Raw genomic sequence first — 17,163 nt, forward strand, 5'->3', positions numbered from 1 at the left:
GTCCCTCATGCTGCCGCTCCCAGATAGGCCGCCACCACGTCCGGATTGGCGCGCACTTCGGCCGCCGTGCCTTCGGCCAGCTTCTTGCCGTAGTCCAGCACCAGGATATGGTCGGATAAATTCATCACCAGCTTCATGTCGTGCTCAACCAGCACCACCGTCACGCCGGACTGCGCCACCTTGCGGATCAGCGCTTCGATCTCGCCGGTCTCGGTGTGGTTCAGGCCTGCGGCCGGTTCGTCCAGCAGCAGCACTTTCGGCCGTGCCGCCAGCGCGCGCGCAATCTCCAGGCGCTTCAGGGCGCCATACGGCATCTGGCTCGAATCGGCGTCCACGTACTGGCCCACGCCGACGAATTCCATCAGCTGTGCCGCCTCGTCGCGGCACACCTGGTCGGCCTTGCGCACCGACGGCAGGCGCAGCATGGACGCGAACAGGTTCTGGTTCAGGCGCAGGTGCGCGCCCACCATCACGTTGGCTATGGCCGTCATGTTCAGGCAGATCTGCAGGTTCTGGAAGGTGCGGCTCATGCCGCGCCGGGCCAGCTGGTCCGGCGACAGGCCGGCCACGTTCTCGCCGCGCAGCAGGATCTCGCCCTTGCTGGGCGTGTAGACGCCGGTGATGAGGTTGAACAGCGTGGTCTTGCCCGCGCCGTTGGGACCGATCACCGAATGGATGGAGCCTTCCTTGATGGCGAAGCTCACGTCCTGCACGGCGTGCACGCCGCCGAAGCTCTTGCTCAGGTTGCGGATCTCAAGCATGGCCGCCTCCCGCCTTCTTCACCAGCTTGAGCGGCGCCGCGCCGCTGCCCGCTGCAGGCTTGCCGCGGCGGCGCGCCAGCGACGGCACCAGGCCGCGCGGCAGGAAGATCATGGTCAGCATCAGGATGGCGCCGAACACCACCACTTCCCAGCCCTCGAAAGCGGACAGCAGCTGCGGCAGCACGGTCAGCAGCGCGGCGCCGAGGATGGAGCCGAACACGGAAGCCATGCCGCCCACCACCACCATGGTCACCAGCTCGATGGAGTGGAAGAAGCCCGCCATATTCGGCGTGATGAAGCCGATGTAGTGCGCGCTGATGCTGCCCGCAATGCTGGCCACCACGGCGGACAGCACGAACACCCGCACTTTGAAGCGCGTGGTGTCGATGCCGGCCACGCGCGAGGCCACCTCGGAGCCGTGGATGGCCTGCAGCGCGCGGCCAACGGGCGAATCGATCAGGTTGAGCGCGAACCAGGTCACCAGCAGCAGCAAGGCCGCCGCCACCGCGTACCAGGATTTTTCTCCCGTGATTTCAAAGCCGAAGACGGCGAAGCCCGGCACAGCGATGCCGTCCGGACCGCCGGTCCACTGGCCTTCGTTGTTGATGACGATGGAGATGATAATGCCCAGCCCAAGCGTGGCCATCGCCAGCGTGTGGCCTTTGAGCTTGAGCACGGGCCGCGCCAGCACCAAGGCCAGCAGGCCGGTGGCGGCGGCGCCCGCAGCCAGGGCGGCCACCGGCGGCCAGTTGTAGTGCGTGGTCAGCACGGCGGACGCGTAGGCGCCCATGCCGAAGAAGCCGGCGTGGCCCAGGCTGATCTGGCCGGTATAGCCCATCAGCAGGTTCAGGCCGATCACCACCATCGCGTTCAGGGCGATGCGGATCGCCACGTCGTAGTAGTAGGAGTTGGGCAGCGCCAGCGGCAGCACGGCCAGCACCAGCGCCAGGATCAGCAGGCCGGAGTGTCGGGAAGCGAAGGTCTTCATACGCGCTCCGAAACCTTGGCGCCGAACAGGCCGCGCGGCATAAAGAACAGGATCAGCAGGATCAGCACGAAGGGCACCGCGTCCTTGTAGGCGGACGAGATGTAGCCCGCCGTCATGGCCTCGGCGATGCCCAGTATCAGTCCGCCCGCGATGGCGCCCACGCCGCCGCCCAGGCCGCCCAGCACCGCCGCCACGAAGCCCTTCAGGCCCAGCATGATGCCCGCATCGTAGGAGGTGTAGGTGATGGGTGCGAGCAGCGCGCCGCCGACGGCGCCCAGCAGCGCGGCCAGGCCGAAGGACAGCAGCAGCACGCGGCGCGTATTGATGCCCACCAGCTGCGCGGCCAGCTTGTTGTGCGAAGTAGCCAGCATGGCCTTGCCCAGCAGCGTGCGGCCGAAGAACCAGCCCAGCGCCGCCACGATGGCGATGGTCACGCCCAGCACCCACAGGCTTTGCGGCAGCAGGCTGGCGCCCAGGAACTGGATCGGCGTGTCGCCCGAGAACGCGGGCAGCGTGTGCGTGCCCTTGCCCAGCCAGATCTGCACCAGGCCGCGCACCACGAGCGAGGCGCCTATGGTAATGATGATGAGCGTGACCACCTGCGCGTTCTGCGCCGGTTCGATCACCGCCTTTTCCATCACCAGGCCCACGATGGCGGTGAGGATGACGGCGCCGATAATGGCCAGCGGCAGCGGCACGCCCGCCCCCGCCATCATCGCCGCCAGCATCCCGCCCAGCATGATGAATTCGCCCTGGGCGAAATTGATCACGCCGCTGGTGTTGTAGATGATGGTAAAGCCGAGCGCCGCCAGTGCATAGGCGGAACCGACCGTCATTCCCGAGTACAGGAATTGCAGGAATTGGGCGAGCATGATGGACTCCGCTTACTTGGACAGCTGCCAGTCGCCGTTCTTCACTTCAACCATGCGGAATGCCGACAGGTCGAGGCCCATGTGGTCCGTCGCGCTCATATTGAACACGCCGGTGGTGGACACGAAGCCCTTGGTCGTCTCCAGCGCGTTGCGCACTTTTTCCTTGTCGGTGCCGCCGGCGCGCTTGATGGCGTCCACCGACAGGTTCAGCGCGTCCAGCGCGTAGCCGCCAAAGGTGGACGGGTCGATCTTGTAGCGGTCCTTGTAGGCCTTGTCGTAGCCGACGACGATGGCTTTCTGCGGATCGCTGGCCGGCAGCATCTGGCCGATCAGCAGCGCAGGCGTAGGCAGGCGCACGCCTTCGGCAGCCTTGCCGGACAGCTTCAGGTACTCGTCCGACGCCACGCCGTGCGACTGGTACATCGGCAGCGCGGTCATGCCCAGCTGGCCGTAGTTCTTGGTCACGACCGCCGGGCCCTGGCCCAGGCCGAACACGAACACCGCCTGCACGCCGGCGGTGTTCTTGATGCGGGTCAGCTGCGCGGTGACGTCGGTGTCTTTCGGGCCGTAGGTTTCATCGGCCACCAGGGTAATGCCGTACTTGGACGCGACAGCCTGCGATTCCTTGCGGCCCGATGCGCCGAAGCCGCTGGTCTCGGACAGCAGGCCCACTTTGCTGATGCCGCGCTTCTTCATGTCCTCGAATACCTTTTCAGCGGCCATGCGGTCGGTGTGCGGAGTCTTGAAGACCCACTTTTTCACCGGGTCGATAATGACCACCGCGCCCGCCAGCGAAATAAAGGGCAGGCCCGCCTTGTCCACCAGCGGGGCCATGGCCATGGTGGCGCCGGTGGTGGTGCCGCCTATCAGCACATCCACCTTGTCGGACTCGATCAGGCGCTTGGTGAAGCCGTTGGCCTTGGCGGCGTCGCTGCCGTCGTCGTAATGCACCAGCTCCAGCTTGCGGCCCAATACGCCGCCCTCGGCGTTGATCTTCTCAACATACATCTGCAGCGTTTTCAGCTCGGGGTCGCCCAGGAAGGCGGCCGGGCCGGATACGGACAGCACGGAACCGATCTTGATGTTCTGCGCCATGGCGCTGCCGGCGGCGAGGACGAGGGATGCGGCAATAACGGTCTTCTTCAGGATATTCGCGAACATTTTTTGTCTCCGTAGTTTTAGGTGCCGGGGTCAGTCCCGTCGGGACCGACCCCAGTTTTTATACGCGTTCGATTACCAGTGCAATACCTTGCCCCACGCCGATGCACATGGTGCACAGGGCGTAGCGGCCGCCGGTGCGCTCCAGCTGGTTCAGCGCGGCCGTCACCAGGCGCGCGCCGGATGCGCCCAGCGGGTGGCCGATGGCGATGGCGCCGCCGTTCGGATTGACGTGGGCCGCGTCGTCCGCCAGGCCCAGGTCGCGCGTGACGGCCAGGCCCTGCGCGGCGAATGCCTCGTTCAGTTCAATCACGTCCATCTGTTCTATGGTCAGGCCCAGCTGCGCCAACACCTTCTTCGACGCGGGAGCCGGACCGAAGCCCATGATGCGCGGCGCCAGGCCTGCGGTGGCCATGCCCAGCACCTTGCCGCGCGGCTTGAGGCCGTATTTGTCCACTGCCGCGCCGGAGGCCAGCAGGATGGCGCAGGCGCCATCGTTCACGCCGGAGGCGTTGCCCGCCGTGACGCTGCCATCCGGCTTGACCACGCCCTTCAGCTTGGCCAGCATCTCCATGGTGGTGTCCGGACGCGGATGCTCGTCGGTGTCCACGATCTTGGGATCGCCTTTTTTCTGGGCGATGGTGACCGGCACGATCTCGCTCTTGAAATGGCCGGCCGCATGCGCGGCGGCCCAGCGCTGCTGGCTGCGCACGGCGAACGCGTCCTGGTCGGCGCGGCTGATGTTGAACTCATTGGCCACGTTCTCCGCCGTCTCCGGCATGGAGTCGATGCCGTACTGCTGCTTCATCAGCGGGTTGACGAAGCGCCAGCCTATGGTGGTGTCTTCCACTTTCGCGGCGCGCGAGAAGGCGCTGTCGGCCTTGCCCATGACGAAAGGCGCGCGCGTCATGCTTTCCACGCCGCCGGCAATCACCAGGTGCGCCTCGCCGGACTTGATGGCGCGCGCGGCGATGCCCACCGCGTCCAGGCTGGAGCCGCACAGGCGGTTGATGGTGTTGGCCGGCACTTCCACTGGCAGGCCAGCCAGCAGCACGGCCATGCGGCCGACGTTGCGGTTGTCCTCGCCGGCGCCGTTGGCGCAGCCGTAGTAGACGTCGTCCACTTCGGACCAGTCGACGCCGGGGTTGCGCTGCTTCAGCGCGGCGATAGGCGCGGCGGCAAGGTCATCGGCGCGCACGCCGGACAGGGCGCCGCCGTAGCGGCCGAAGGGAGTGCGTACGGCGTCGCAGATAAAAGCTTCGTTCATCATCGTTCCTCAAACTAACTTGGGTCGTTTATCGATTACACGCTTGGCCTTGCCAGTCATCGTGCGTTCGATGCTGTTGGCTGCCAGCAGGCTAACACGGGTGCTCACGCCCACATAGGTCTTGATGGCGTGTTCCAGCTCGCGCGCCAGCGCTTCCACTTCGTTGGAGGTGAGCTTGCCGGTCCACTCGGGGCGCACTTCGCCGATCACGTCCAGCTTGTCCAGGTGGCCGTCGCGGCTCACCACCAGCTGGTATTGCGGCGCCAGCTTGGGCATCTTGCAGATCAGCTCTTCGATCTGCGTGGGGAACACGTTCACGCCGCGGATAATCATCATGTCGTCCGAGCGGCCGGTGATCTTGCCGATGCGGCGCATGGAGCGCGAGGTGGGCGGCAGCAGGCGCGTGAGGTCGCGCGTGCGGTAGCGGATAATGGGCAGCGCTTCCTTCGACAGCGAAGTGAATACCAGTTCGCCGTCCGAACCGTCGGGCAGCACTTCGCCGGTTTCGGGGTCGATGATCTCGGGGTAGAAATGGTCTTCCCAGATCACCGGGCCGTCTTTCGACTCGATGCATTCGCTGGCCACGCCCGGCCCCATCACTTCGGACAGGCCATAGATGTCCACCGCGTCGATGCCGGCGCGCGCTTCGATCTCGCCGCGCATGGCGTCCGTCCACGGCTCGGCGCCGAAGATGCCCACTTTCAGCGAAGAATCGGCAGCGTCCATGCCCTGGCGCTGGAACTCCTCGATGATGTTCAGCATGTACGACGGCGTGACCATGATGATGGACGGCTTGAAGTCCTGGATCAGCTGCACCTGCTTCTCGGTCTGGCCGCCGGACATGGGGATGACGGTACAGCCCAGGCGCTCGGCGCCGTAGTGCGCCCCCAGGCCGCCGGTGAACAGGCCGTAGCCGTAGGAGATGTGCACCATGTCGCCTGCACGGCCGCCCGCTGCGCGGATGGAACGCGCCACCACATTGGCCCAGGTGTCGATGTCGTTCTGCGTGTAGCCCACCACGGTGGCCTTGCCGGTGGTGCCGCTGGACGCGTGGATGCGCACCACTTTCTCGCGCGGCACGGCGAACAGGCCGAAGGGATAGTTGTCGCGCAGGGTTTTCTTGTCGGTGAAGGGGAACTTGGCCAGGTCGGCCAGGGTCTTCAGGTCGTCCGGATGCACGCCTTTTTCGTCGAAAGCGGCGCGGTAGTGCGGCACGTTTTCATACGCATGCTTGAGCGTCCACTTCATGCGTTCCAGTTGCAGCGCCTGCAGCTCGTCCTTGCTGGCGCGTTCGATAGGCTCCAGGTCAGCTGGGGCGGGATTGCGTTGAACCATTGCTGTCTCCTCGTGTTCGAGTTCTGCTGATTTTTGCTTGATTATCTAGCCTTGTTGCGGCGCCACTTCACCGCTGACGCGGTGCGATTTGCCACGGAACAGGGCGATGATGCGTCCGTCCTGATTGCTGACCTTGACGTCGTAAATGCCGCTCTTGCCGGCCAGCGCCTGCTCCACGGCTTCCGCCGTCAGCAGGTCGTGATGGCGGCCGGGGGCCAGGTACTCTATCGTGCAGCCGGCGCCCACCGTGTTTTGGTTGTGGCTGTTGCACGCGAACGCGAAGGCGCTGTCCGCCAACGCGAAAATAAAGCCGCCGTGGCAGGTCTGGTGCCCGTTCAGCATGTCGTCCCGCACCGGCATGGTCATGCGCGCGTAGCCGGGCCGGATCTCGGCCAGCAGCATGCCCATGGCCTGGGTGGCGCGGTCGCGCGAGTACATCGCGTCGCCGGCGGCCTGGGCCAGCGCCTGCGCTTGGGCAGGATCATGGGCAGCGGATAAAACTGGTGCGTCTTTATGCATGAAATTTGGCTCCCGATGCCTGTTTGCGGCGCAGCAGCGGCGACACGCGGTAGCGGTCTTCGCCATATGCGGCTGCGAGGTTGGTCAATACGGTGGCGATGCGCTCGACGCCGACGGCGTCCGCCCATGCCAGCGGGCCGCGCGGATAGTTCACACCCTTCTGCATGGCGGTGTCCGCGCCTTGTGCGCTGCACACGCCCTGGTTGACGGCGTCCGCCGCCTCGTTGGCCAGCATGGCCACGGTACGCATCACGGCCAGGCCGGGCACGTCGTCCAGCTTCGTCACGGCAAAGCCGGCGGCCTGGAACAGGCCCACCACGGCGCTGTACGCTGCTGCGCTGCACTGGTCGGCGGCGGCGATGGCGATGCGGGTGGCTTTGCCGTAGTCCTGCGCCAGGTCGAACACCACCGTGTCCGGATGCTTGTTGTCGGCCGCGCGCTCGGTCGCCGTGCGGCCATCGGTAAGATAGATGGCGGCGCCGTTGCAGTGGAAGGCCGGAGCATGCTCCTGGCTTTGAGCGTGTGCGTGGGCTTCGCCGCTCTTGCGCAGCGTGACGGCAACGCCGCGCTCCTGGAAGCGCGCCAGCACCGCGTCCGTCACGGCCGATGCGCCGCTGGCGCCAGGTTCCACGCTGTAGCTCACGTACTCGGGCTTCGCTTGCGCAGCCTCGCTTTGCGCGGCTGGCGCCGAGGCGCCGTCGCCGTAAGCGAAGAAACCACGGCCCGACTTGCGGCCCAGGAAACCGGCGTTCACCAGCTCCTGCTGGATGACCGACGGCGTAAAGCGCGGATCGTTGTAGTAGGCGTTGAAGACGGACTGGGTGACGGAGTAGTTCACGTCGTGCCCTATCAGGTCCATCAGCTCGAATGGTCCCATGCGGAAGCCGCCCGCCTCGCGCATCACCGCGTCGATGGTGGCGGCGTCGGCGGCCTGCTCGTTCAGCAGGCGCAGGCCTTCGGCGTAGTAGGGGCGCGCCACGCGGTTGACGATAAAGCCAGGCGTGGACTTGGCGTGCACCGGGTTCTTGCCCCAGGCGATGGAAGTGTCGTACACCGTTTCGGCCACGGCCGCGTCGGTCGCCAGGCCGCTGATCACTTCCACCAGCGCCATCAGCGGCACCGGGTTAAAGAAATGCATGCCCACCAGGCGCTGCGGGCGGCGCAGTTTGGCGGCGATGGCGGTGACGGAAATCGAGGAGGTGTTGGTGGCCAGGATGCAGTCGTCGCCGACGATGCCTTCCAGGTCCGCGAACAGGGAGCGCTTCACGTCCAGGTTCTCGACGATGGCTTCCACCACCAGCGCGGCCCCGGCAACGCCGGCCAGGCCGTCGGCAGCCTGCAGGCGCGCGGTGGCGGCTTGCGCGTCCGCCGCCGTCATGCGTTCTTTGTCCACCAGCTTCTGGTAGACCTTGGCGATGTCGGCGATGGCCTTCTGCACCGCCTCGGCGCGCGTGTCGTACAGCTTGACGGTGTGGCCGGCGGCGGCCGCCACCTGTGCGATGCCCGCGCCCATGGCACCGCTGCCGATCACGGCGACGATGCTGGCTTTATCCAGAGCGGCCATGTTTATTCCCCCTTGAATTCAGGCGCGCGCTTGGCGATGAAAGCGGCCACGCCTTCGCGGTAGTCGTGGCTGTAGCCCAGCTCGCGCATCATTTCGCCTTCCAGCTTGAGCTGCTCGGGCAGCGAGTTGCAGTGGCTGATCTGCAGCGCCTTCTTGGTGTAGGCCAGGCCCTTGGTGGGCGCGGTGGCGAAGTGTTCGGCCATGGCCGTGGCTTCGGTCATGAGCAGTTCGTCCGGCACGGATTTCCAGATCAGGCCCCATTGCTCGGCGCGGTCTGCGGTGAGTTTTTCGCCCAGCATGGCCAGGCCGGTGGCGCGCGCCATGCCTATCAGGCGCGGCAAAATCCAGGTGCCGCCGGTGTCCGGGATCAGGCCGAGGCGGCAGAAGGCTTCCACGAAGCTGGCCGACTTGCCGGCGATGACGATGTCGCAGGCCAGCGCCAGGTTGGCGCCCGCGCCGGCCGCCACGCCGTTCACGGCGCAGATGACGGGCATGGGCAGGCTGCGCAGGGCCAGTACCAGCGGGGCGTAGAATTTCTCGACCGAGTCGCCCAGGTCCACGCCCTCGGCGCCGGGTTCCACGGCGCGGTCGCCCAGGTCCTGGCCGGCGCAGAAGCCGCGGCCGGCGCCGGTGAGCAGGAATACGCGCACCGATTTGTCGGCCTGCACCTTGGCCAGCGCATCGCGCACCTCCAGGTGCATGGCCTGGGTGAAGCTATTGAGTTTGTCCGGACGGTTCAGCGTCAGCTTGGCGATGCCGCCTTGGATTTCAAATAAAATATTCTCGTAACTCATGGCGTCTCCTCCGTTGATTCTTGTTGGCGGGTTACGGCTGCGCCTAACCCGCCCTACGATATTCCGTGTATTTCGCGTGCACGTAGGGCGGGTTAGGTGCGCAGCACCGTAACCCGCCATTGCTCACTCGGCCTGGTCGAAGTCGACCACCACTTTGTCCGTCACCGGGAAGCTCTGGCAGCTCAGCACGAAGCCGCGCGCGATCTCGTAGTCTTCCAGCGCGTAGTTCACGTCCATGTCCACTTTCCCGTCCAGCACCTTGCAGCGGCAGGTGGAGCACACGCCGCCCTTGCAGGAGTAGCGCATGTCGATGCCGGCGCGCAGGCCCGCGTCCAGGATGGACTCCTTGTCGCGGTCCATGGTGAACATGGTGTGGTTGCCGTCCATGACGACGGTCACTTCGGTCAGGCCCGCACCCGCGTCGGCTTGCGCGCGCGGCTTGTGCTGGTGCTTCGGTATGCTGGCCGCGAACAGCTCGATCTTGATGTTCGCCTTCGGCATGCCCGCTTCCTGCAGCGCGGCCGAGACGCCGTGCATCATGTCTTCAGGGCCGCAGATAAAGGCGTTGTCGTAGTCCTCCACGCGCACCCAGTGCTGCAGGAACTGCTGCGCCTTCTCTTTCGTGATGCGGCCGTTGAACAGCTCGATGTCCTGCTGCTCGCGGCTCATCACGTAGGCGATGTTCAGGCGGTCCGTGTAGATGTCCTTCAGGTCCGCCAGTTCGTTCTTGAAGATCACCGACGACGAGGCGCGGTTGCCGTAGAACAGGGTGAAGCGGCTGTTCGGCTCCGTCAGCAGCGTGGTCTTGATGATGGACAGGATGGGCGTGATGCCGCTGCCCGCCGCGAAGGCCATGTAGTTCTTGCGGTTGGCCGCGTCCAGCGCCACGTTGAAGTGGCCCATGGGCGGCATGACCTCGATCACGGCGCCGGCCTTCAGCGTGTCGTTGGCCCAGCTGGAGAACATGCCGCCAGGGGTGCGCTTGATGGCCACGCGCAGCGCGCCGTCCTGCACGGCGGAGCAGATGGAGTAGGAACGGCGCACGTCCTCGGCATTGATGTGGGTGCGCAGCGTGAGGTGCTGGCCTTGCTGGTACTTGAAGCTTTCTTCCAGTTCGGGCGGCACGGCGAAGGTGACGGCGATGCAGTCGCGCGTTTCGTTGCTCACCTTGGCGACGGACAGCGGATAGAATTTGCTCATAATGGTTATGCTCTCAGTGGCACTTGAAGTAGTCGAAAGGCTCGCGGCAATCGAGGCACTTGTACAGCGCCTTGCAAGGCGTGGAGCCGAACTGGCTGGTGTTTTCGGTATGGCTGGAGCCGCAATTCGGGCACACGACCGTGGGTTTGGCGACGGCGCCGCGCCGCACACCGGCTGCCAGGTCCTGCGCGCCGGACGCGCTGCGCCGCAAGCCGCTGATGTCGATCACCTGCTGCGCGGGCGGGGCGATGCCGTAGCCTTTCAGCTTGGCCTTGCCTTCCTCGCTCATCCAGTCCGTGGTCCAGGCGGGCGACAGCTGCGTGCGCAGCTCCACCTGCTCGATGCCGCGCTCGCGCAGCGCACCGGTGACGGCGTCCGCGATCACCTGCATGGCCGGGCAGCCCGAATAAGTCGGCGTGATGGTGACAACGCAGGCGCCGTCGTCCGCCACGGCCACCTCGCGCACGATGCCGAGGTCCACCACCGAGATCACGGGGATCTCGGGGTCGGCCACCTCGGCCAGCCAGGCCCAGACTTGCTCAGTGCTGATGGCAGCGGCGGCGTTCATTTACCACTCCGAACCGGGATAGGCGCGCTGCAGGAACTGCATCTCGGCCAGCAGGTAGCCCAGGTGCTCGCTGTGCACGCCCTGCTTGCCGCCCTTCTGCATCCACGCGTCCGGCGACGGCATCGTCAAGGTGGCTTCGCCGAAGATGTCGCTCACGTGGGCCAGCCACTGCGCGCGCAGCGGCTCGGAAGCCGGGGCCACGCCTGCGGCCACCATGGCCTCGTCCACCGCGTCGTACTTGAAGAACTCGCCCGTGTACATCCACAGCTGGTCGGCCGCCGCCTGCGTCTTGGCGTGGCTCACCGGCGTGCCGTCGCCCATGCGCACGATCAGGTCGCCGCTGCGGCGCAGGTGATAGGTCACTTCCTTCAACGACTTCTCGGCGATCTCGCGGATACGCTCGTCGCCGCACTTGGTCAGCGCGCCGATGAAGAAGTAGTGCCAGGTATCGAAGTAGAACTGGCGCATCATGGTGTCGGCGTAGTTGCCGTTCTTTTGCTCCACCAGCAGGCAGTTCTTGAAGTCGTGCGCGTCGCGGTGGTAGGCCAGCTTGTCCTCGTCGCGGCCCGCGCCTTCCAGCTCGGCGGCGTAGCTGTACCACATGCGGGTCTGGCCCAGCAGATCCAGCGCCACATTGGTCAGCGCCATGTCCTCCTCCAGCGCCGGGCCTTTGCCGCACAGCTCGGACAGGCGCTGGCTCAGGATCAGCGCGTTGTCGCCCTGGCGCAGCAGGTATGCAATCTTGTTGTCCATCGTCGCCTCGCGCTTACAGGTTCTTCACTTCTTCCGGCATCGGGAAGAAGGTGGGATGGCGGTAGACCTTGCTGTTGGACGGCTCGAACAGCGCGTCCTTGTCGCCCGGGCTGCTGGCCACGATGTCGGTGGCGCGCACCACCCAGATGCTCACGCCCTCGTTGCGGCGGGTGTACACGTCGCGCGCGTTGTTGACCGCCATGCCGGCGTCGGACGCGTGCAGGCTGCCCACGTGCTTGTGCGCCAGGCCGTGCTGGCTACGGATGAAAACTTCCCACAATGGCCATTCTTTGCTCATCTTATGTCTCCTCAGGCCGCAGCCTTGTCCTCTTGATGTTTGTCGGCATAGGCCACCAGCGCGTCGCGGAACCACTCGCCCTCTTCCCAGGCCTGCACGCGGGTGCGCAGGCGCTCGCGGTTGCACGGGCCGTTGCCCTTCAGGACGGCCTGGAACTCGCTCCAGTCGATTTCGCCGAATTCATAGTGGCCGGTCTCGGCGTTGAACTTCAGGTCGGGATCGGGCACGGTCAGGCCCAGGTATTCGGCTTGCGGCACGGTCTGGTCGACCATGCGCTGGCGCAGCTCGTCGTTCGAGAACAGCTTGATGCGCCATTGCGCGGACTGCGCGCTGTTGACCGACTCGGCGTCGGACGGGCCGAACATCATCAGCGACGGCCACCACCAGCGGTTCAGCGCGTCCTGCGCCATGGCTTTCTGTTCCGGCGTGCCCTTGGCCAGCGACATCATGATGTCGTAGCCCTGGCGCGCATGGAAGGACTCTTCCTTGCAGACGCGGATCATGGCGCGCGAATACGGGCCGTAGGAGCAGCGGCACAGCGGGATCTGGTTGATGATGGCCGAGCCGTCCACCAGCCAGCCGATGGCGCCCATGTCGGCCCAGCTCAGCGTGGGGTAGTTGAAGATGCTGGAATACTTGGCTTTGCCGCTGTGCAGCGCGGCCAGCAGCTCGTCGCGCGACACGCCCAGGGTCTCGGCGGCGCTGTACAGGTACAGGCCGTGGCCGGCCTCGTCCTGGATCTTGGCCAGCAGGATGGACTTGCGTTTCAGCGTGGGGGCGCGGGTTACCCAGTTGCCTTCAGGCAGCTGGCCGACGATTTCGGAATGGGCGTGCTGGGAGATCTGGCGTATCAGCGTCTTGCGGTACGCGTCCGGCATCCAGTCCTTGGCTTCGATCTTCACGCCGGCGTCGATACGGGCCTGGAATTCGCGCTCGTCGGCGCTCATGTCCTCGTTCGTCTGAACTTTCTTCAGGCCGGTTTCAACCATCTGTGCGTACATGTTTTGTCTCCTTGGTCAAGGGTGTGAAATCATCATACGATACAATAATTCGTTTGCATACTGATTTTTTGACTCAAATCAAAAAACCGTATCCCTTTGGGGCGAAACGGTGCCAAAATGCGCAGATACAAAAAAAATAATGCTGCGCCGAAGCCGCAGCAAAGTAAACTCCCGGCTTGAGAGAACATCACCCGTGCGCAAGATGAAGACCCTGAACAGCAACGAATGGATAGCCCACTTCCTGGCCAGCGACCCGCCGCGCTCGAAGTCGCTGGTAATGACCATCTTCGGCGACGCCATCGTGCCGCATGGCGGCACAGTTTGGCTGGGCAGCCTGATCGAGCTGCTGGCGCCCTTCGGCGTGAACGACAGGCTGCTGCGCACCGCCGTGTTCCGGCTGGCGCAGGAGGGCTGGCTGGTGTCGCAGCGCGACGGGCGGCGCTCGTCCTATTCCATCGCGCCCGAGGCGCAGGCCCGCTTTGCGCGCGCGCAGCGCCGCATCTACGCGCCGCTGCAGGTGCACTGGGACGGCGACTGGACTCTGGTCATGAGCGGCAACAGCCTGGGCGCGGCCGAGCGCACGCTGCTGCGCAAGGAGCTGGTATGGGAAGGGTACGGCCTGGTGTCGGCCGGCGTGTTCGGCCATCCGGCCGGCAATCCGGACACCTTGGACGAACTGCTGGCGCGCACCGGCATGCGCGACAAGCTGTTCATCTGCCACGCGGCGGAAATGCCGGGCGCGCGCAACGGGCGCCCGCTGCGGGAAATGATAGACGAGGGATGGGACCTGAGCGGCGTGAGCGGCGGCTACCTGCAGTTCATCGCCCAGTTCGAGCCGCTGCTGGCCCTGCTGCGCGGCGGCCACCAGCCTGAGCCGGAACAGGCCTTCGTGATCCGATCGCTGCTGATCCACGCCTGGCGCCGCGTGCAGCTGCACGATCCGCAGCTGCCGGTGGAACTGCTGCCCGAACCGTGGCCGGGCGCTTCAGCCTATGAGCTGGCGCGCGAGCTGTACCGGCTGGTGGCGGCGGCGGCCGAGCAGCACGTGCTGGCCGTGCTGCGCCGCGAGGACGACAGCGCCGCCGCAGCCGGCGGCGACTTCCGCCAGCGTTTCGGCGGACTGGATTAACGCCGGGCAAGGCGGGTTACGCGCTTTGCGCTAAGCCGCCCTACGCAACAACACCGCCAACACTGGAGAACCGTAGGGCGGGTTAGTGCGCAGCACGTAACCCGCCAGCGCCGTCGGCGGCCGCCACCGTACACATCCGGTACGGATAAGGCTCAGTGCCCACCGACGCCCGGTAAGCCACACAACTTGCTGGATCATACGCCAGCCCGATCAGGCCCAAACGGCGCGCCGCCTCCGCTTCCATGGCCCTGTCTTCCGGCGCCGTATCCTTGCGGTACTGCGCCTGCAAGGCCAGCGTGCACAGCTGGCCGGACGGCGCCGCCGCGCGGTCGACCTGGGCCTTCATCCGCACATGGCTGGTCAGCCATTCCAGCGCGCGGCAGCCCGTTTCGCTGCCGGTCAAGCCCAGCGAACCGGCGAGCTGCGCCTTGCGCTCCATGCCGGTGGCGCGCTTGTCGGTGGCGATCGGGAACATGATGTAATGCGGCCCGCCGCGCGTGGCGATGAGCTGCCGCATGCGCTCCCGGTAAGCCGGCGATTCCGGAAAGCCGGAACCCAGGCCAACCACCGCCGCATCCGGCGGCATAAACTGCGCCAGCCAGCCCATCGGGCTATCCGACGAAGCCTGGAACACCACGGCGCGCGCGGGCTGCGCGATGCGCGGCGTATCGGCCGCGAAGGCGCGTTCAGTCCAGCCCGCGTGTCCCCAGGTAGTAAAGGGCAGCACGGCCAGCGTGGCGGCCAGCAGCAGCCAGCCGCCCAAGCGGGCCGCCAGCGGCGGCGGCGCCATGGTCTGCAACAGCAGCCAGAACAGCAGCGGCGCCAGCAGCTCCATCGGCACCACATAGCGGTAGATGCTGAACAGGCGCACCCACACCACATACGAGACCGCAAAGAACACCAGCAGGAACAAGGCGCGCGGCGCCAGCACGGGCAGCGCGGCGAACTTGCCTTGCGCTCCCTGCACGCGGCGCAGCAGCGCCACCACGGTCCACGCCGCCACCGCCGTGTACAGCAGCGGCCAGATAATTTGCTGGATAGGCACCTCGGCGATGCGGCCGATATTGCGCGTGAAAACAAAGGGCCACAGCAGCGCTTCGAGCGGGCCGCGCGGCAAGTGCCCCTCGTCCAGCACGCCCAGTTCCGCCGCCATCGGGCTGTGGAAGATGTTGTTAAATTGCGGGAACAAGGGATTGCCGTAGCTGCTCCACATGCGGAGCATCCAGTAGCCCGACGTTGCCGCCATGCCAGCCAGCACGCCCACGCCATACAGGAAGGCGGCCAGCACGCGCTGCCGCAGCGGCGCGGCCAGGGCCAGCAGCGCAACGCAGGCGCCCACCGCAAAGCTCGCATTGGTCAGCTTCAGGCCGAGACCCAGGCCCATGACGGCGCCCGCACCCAGCAGCGCGCGCAAGCCGGCGCCGGTGCAGGACGGCAGCTGTTCCCAGCGGCGCAGCAGCCAGTACAGCGACCACAGCACCAGCAGCGCCGTCACATTGTCGCCCATGGAGTTGCCCAGCTCGGACAGGAAGGCCGCGCTCATCATGCCGGCGATGGCCAGCAGCAGCGCGGTGCGGCCGCTGGCGACGAACTGGCGCACGATGGCGGCCACCAGCACAAAGACCAGGCCGTGCAGCACGCCGAAGGCAAAGCCGGCCACCGGCGCCGGCAGCCATTGCGTGAGCAGGAAATACGGCACGTCGAGCAAGGGATTGAAATAGCTCTGGAAGCCGGCCGGCGACATGTCCAGCGCCATGCGCCCGTTCAGCAGCGCATGCACGTTGTAGAGATGGTAGTTGCGCATGTCCCAGCCGTCGTCCTGGCCCATGGCCAGGGACAGCAGGCCGCACAGCAGCGGCACGATGAAGGCGGCCCGCCGCGCCGCGCGCGGATGCGCCAGCGGCGCGGCCCAGCGCAGCAGCCTGGCTTCCAGGCGGCCCAGCAAACCCGCGCTCACGAAGCGTCCCGGCTGAACACCGGCACCGCCATGTAGGCGAAGCGTTTTTGCTCGATGCGGGCCTTGGTCACGGCGTCCAGTATCAGGCCGCAGACCAGCAGGATAATCCCCAGCAGCATGAGGGAGGCGCACAGCACGGCGGTCGGCAAACGGGGCACCAGGCCGGTTTGCAGATAGGTCGCCAGCAGCGGCACGGCCAGCCCGGCCGACAGCAGCGTGCACAGCAGGAAGCCGATGCCGAAGAAGGCCAGCGGCCGCTCCGATTTGAACAGGCGCAAGATGGTCATCAGGATGCGCGCGCCGTCGCGGTAGGTGTTGAGCTTGCTGAACGAGCCTTCCGGACGCGACTTGTAGACGGTCTCGACCTCGGCCACCGGCAGGCGCAGCTCCAGCGCGTGCACGGTCAGTTCGGTTTCGATTTCAAACCCGGCCGAATGCGCGGCGAAGGACTTGACGTAGCGGCGCGAGAACACGCGGTAGCCGGACAGGATGTCGTTGAAGGTGCGGCCGAACACGGCGGACAAGCAGCCCGTGAGCAGGCGGTTGCCGAAGCGGTGGCCGAAGCGGTAGGCGCTCTGCTCTTCGGTGACGCGGCTGCCCACCAGCATGTCCAGCCCTTCGTCGAGCAGGCGCTCGACCAGCACCGGCGCCACCGAGGCGTCGTAGGTGTCGTCGCCGTCCACCATCACGTAGGCGTCGGCCTCCACGTCGGCGAACATGCGGCGCACCACGCTGCCTTTGCCCTGCGCCGGCACGTGGCGCACGATGGCGCCCGCCTCGCGGGCAATGCGCACGGTGTCGTCGGTGGAGTTGTTGTCGAACACAAAAATCTGTGCCGACGGCAGGTAGCGCTTGAAGTCGCGGATAATCGCGGCGATGGTCGTGGCCTCGTTGTAGCAGGGAACGAGCACCGCAATACGCACAGGGGATGGATCAGGCATCGTAGCAGACAGGAATGACAATTGAGCATTATAGCTGCTCTCAATCAACATTCCCGCC

General features: G+C 66.0%; 17 protein-coding genes. 1 reads left to right on the forward strand and 16 read right to left on the reverse strand.

Features of this window, described 5'->3' with window-relative positions; genetic code table 11:
* Positions 1 to 5 precede the first annotated feature (5 nt).
* From KT882_RS28015 to paaA, 14 genes are all read right to left on the reverse strand, one after another.
* Positions 6 to 761: an ABC transporter ATP-binding protein gene (locus tag KT882_RS28015; RefSeq protein ID WP_161072795.1), complete on the reverse strand. Its 756-nt coding sequence runs from the start codon at positions 759 to 761 to the stop codon at positions 6 to 8.
* Entirely contained in the window at positions 754 to 1,749 is a 996-nt protein-coding gene (locus KT882_RS28020) for a branched-chain amino acid ABC transporter permease (RefSeq protein WP_161072796.1), read from the reverse strand. Before KT882_RS28020 ends, KT882_RS28015 begins: the two co-directional genes overlap by 8 nt.
* Positions 1,746 to 2,621 carry a branched-chain amino acid ABC transporter permease gene (locus tag KT882_RS28025; RefSeq protein WP_056402313.1) on the reverse strand — a complete coding sequence of 292 codons (876 nt, stop codon included), beginning with the start codon at positions 2,619 to 2,621 and terminating at the stop codon, positions 1,746 to 1,748. The genes KT882_RS28020 and KT882_RS28025 overlap by 4 nt, the downstream gene beginning before the upstream one ends.
* Before the next feature lie 12 nt (positions 2,622 to 2,633).
* Positions 2,634 to 3,782, reverse strand: a complete 1,149-nt coding sequence (locus KT882_RS28030) for an ABC transporter substrate-binding protein (RefSeq protein WP_161072797.1) — start codon at positions 3,780 to 3,782, stop codon at positions 2,634 to 2,636.
* A 58-nt stretch (positions 3,783 to 3,840) separates the two neighbouring features.
* Positions 3,841 to 5,046 carry a 3-oxoadipyl-CoA thiolase gene (pcaF, locus tag KT882_RS28035; RefSeq protein ID WP_161072867.1) on the reverse strand — a complete coding sequence of 402 codons (1,206 nt, stop codon included), beginning with the start codon at positions 5,044 to 5,046 and terminating at the stop codon, positions 3,841 to 3,843.
* Between the two features lie 9 nt (positions 5,047 to 5,055).
* Positions 5,056 to 6,381 carry a phenylacetate--CoA ligase PaaK gene (gene paaK, locus KT882_RS28040; protein ID WP_161072798.1) on the reverse strand — a complete coding sequence of 442 codons (1,326 nt, stop codon included), beginning with the start codon at positions 6,379 to 6,381 and terminating at the stop codon, positions 5,056 to 5,058.
* A 45-nt stretch (positions 6,382 to 6,426) separates the two neighbouring features.
* On the reverse strand, positions 6,427 to 6,900 hold the full coding sequence (paaI, locus tag KT882_RS28045) for a hydroxyphenylacetyl-CoA thioesterase PaaI (protein ID WP_161072799.1): 474 nt from the start codon (positions 6,898 to 6,900) through the stop codon (positions 6,427 to 6,429).
* Complete coding sequence (paaH, locus tag KT882_RS28050) at positions 6,893 to 8,464, reverse strand: 3-hydroxyacyl-CoA dehydrogenase PaaH (protein WP_161072800.1); 1,572 nt, start codon at positions 8,462 to 8,464, stop codon at positions 6,893 to 6,895. Before paaH ends, paaI begins: the two co-directional genes overlap by 8 nt.
* 2 nt (positions 8,465 to 8,466) lie before the next feature.
* Positions 8,467 to 9,258 carry a 2-(1,2-epoxy-1,2-dihydrophenyl)acetyl-CoA isomerase PaaG gene (gene paaG, locus KT882_RS28055; RefSeq protein ID WP_161072801.1) on the reverse strand — a complete coding sequence of 264 codons (792 nt, stop codon included), beginning with the start codon at positions 9,256 to 9,258 and terminating at the stop codon, positions 8,467 to 8,469.
* A gap of 123 nt (positions 9,259 to 9,381) precedes the next feature.
* Positions 9,382 to 10,458 carry a 1,2-phenylacetyl-CoA epoxidase subunit PaaE gene (gene paaE, locus KT882_RS28060; RefSeq protein ID WP_161072802.1) on the reverse strand — a complete coding sequence of 359 codons (1,077 nt, stop codon included), beginning with the start codon at positions 10,456 to 10,458 and terminating at the stop codon, positions 9,382 to 9,384.
* A gap of 13 nt (positions 10,459 to 10,471) precedes the next feature.
* Positions 10,472 to 11,026 (reverse strand): 1,2-phenylacetyl-CoA epoxidase subunit PaaD, encoded by a 555-nt coding sequence (paaD, locus tag KT882_RS28065; protein WP_228893853.1) that lies wholly within the window; start codon positions 11,024 to 11,026, stop codon positions 10,472 to 10,474.
* Positions 11,027 to 11,779, reverse strand: a complete 753-nt coding sequence (paaC, locus tag KT882_RS28070; protein ID WP_161072804.1) for a 1,2-phenylacetyl-CoA epoxidase subunit PaaC — start codon at positions 11,777 to 11,779, stop codon at positions 11,027 to 11,029.
* Between the two features lie 13 nt (positions 11,780 to 11,792).
* On the reverse strand, positions 11,793 to 12,077 hold the full coding sequence (gene paaB / locus KT882_RS28075) for a 1,2-phenylacetyl-CoA epoxidase subunit PaaB (protein WP_161072805.1): 285 nt from the start codon (positions 12,075 to 12,077) through the stop codon (positions 11,793 to 11,795).
* A gap of 11 nt (positions 12,078 to 12,088) precedes the next feature.
* A complete protein-coding gene (gene paaA, locus KT882_RS28080) occupies positions 12,089 to 13,078 on the reverse strand; it encodes a 1,2-phenylacetyl-CoA epoxidase subunit PaaA (RefSeq protein WP_161072806.1) in 990 nt (329 codons plus the stop codon).
* 202 nt (positions 13,079 to 13,280) lie between these two features.
* Between paaA and paaX the strand changes: the two genes are divergently transcribed.
* Positions 13,281 to 14,207, forward strand: a complete 927-nt coding sequence (gene paaX, locus KT882_RS28085) for a phenylacetic acid degradation operon negative regulatory protein PaaX (protein ID WP_161072868.1) — start codon at positions 13,281 to 13,283, stop codon at positions 14,205 to 14,207.
* Between the two features lie 82 nt (positions 14,208 to 14,289).
* Here the strand turns inward: paaX and KT882_RS28090 are convergent, their stop codons facing one another.
* Both KT882_RS28090 and KT882_RS28095 read right to left on the reverse strand, forming a co-directional pair.
* Positions 14,290 to 16,164: a glycosyltransferase 87 family protein gene (locus KT882_RS28090; RefSeq protein WP_161072807.1), complete on the reverse strand. Its 1,875-nt coding sequence runs from the start codon at positions 16,162 to 16,164 to the stop codon at positions 14,290 to 14,292.
* On the reverse strand, positions 16,161 to 17,105 hold the full coding sequence (locus tag KT882_RS28095) for a glycosyltransferase family 2 protein (protein ID WP_228893854.1): 945 nt from the start codon (positions 17,103 to 17,105) through the stop codon (positions 16,161 to 16,163). The genes KT882_RS28090 and KT882_RS28095 overlap by 4 nt, the downstream gene beginning before the upstream one ends.
* Positions 17,106 to 17,163: the final 58 nt, after the last annotated feature.

The organism is Pseudoduganella aquatica, from assembly GCF_020865585.1.
Lineage (GTDB): Bacteria > Pseudomonadota > Gammaproteobacteria > Burkholderiales > Burkholderiaceae_D > Rugamonas > Rugamonas aquatica_A.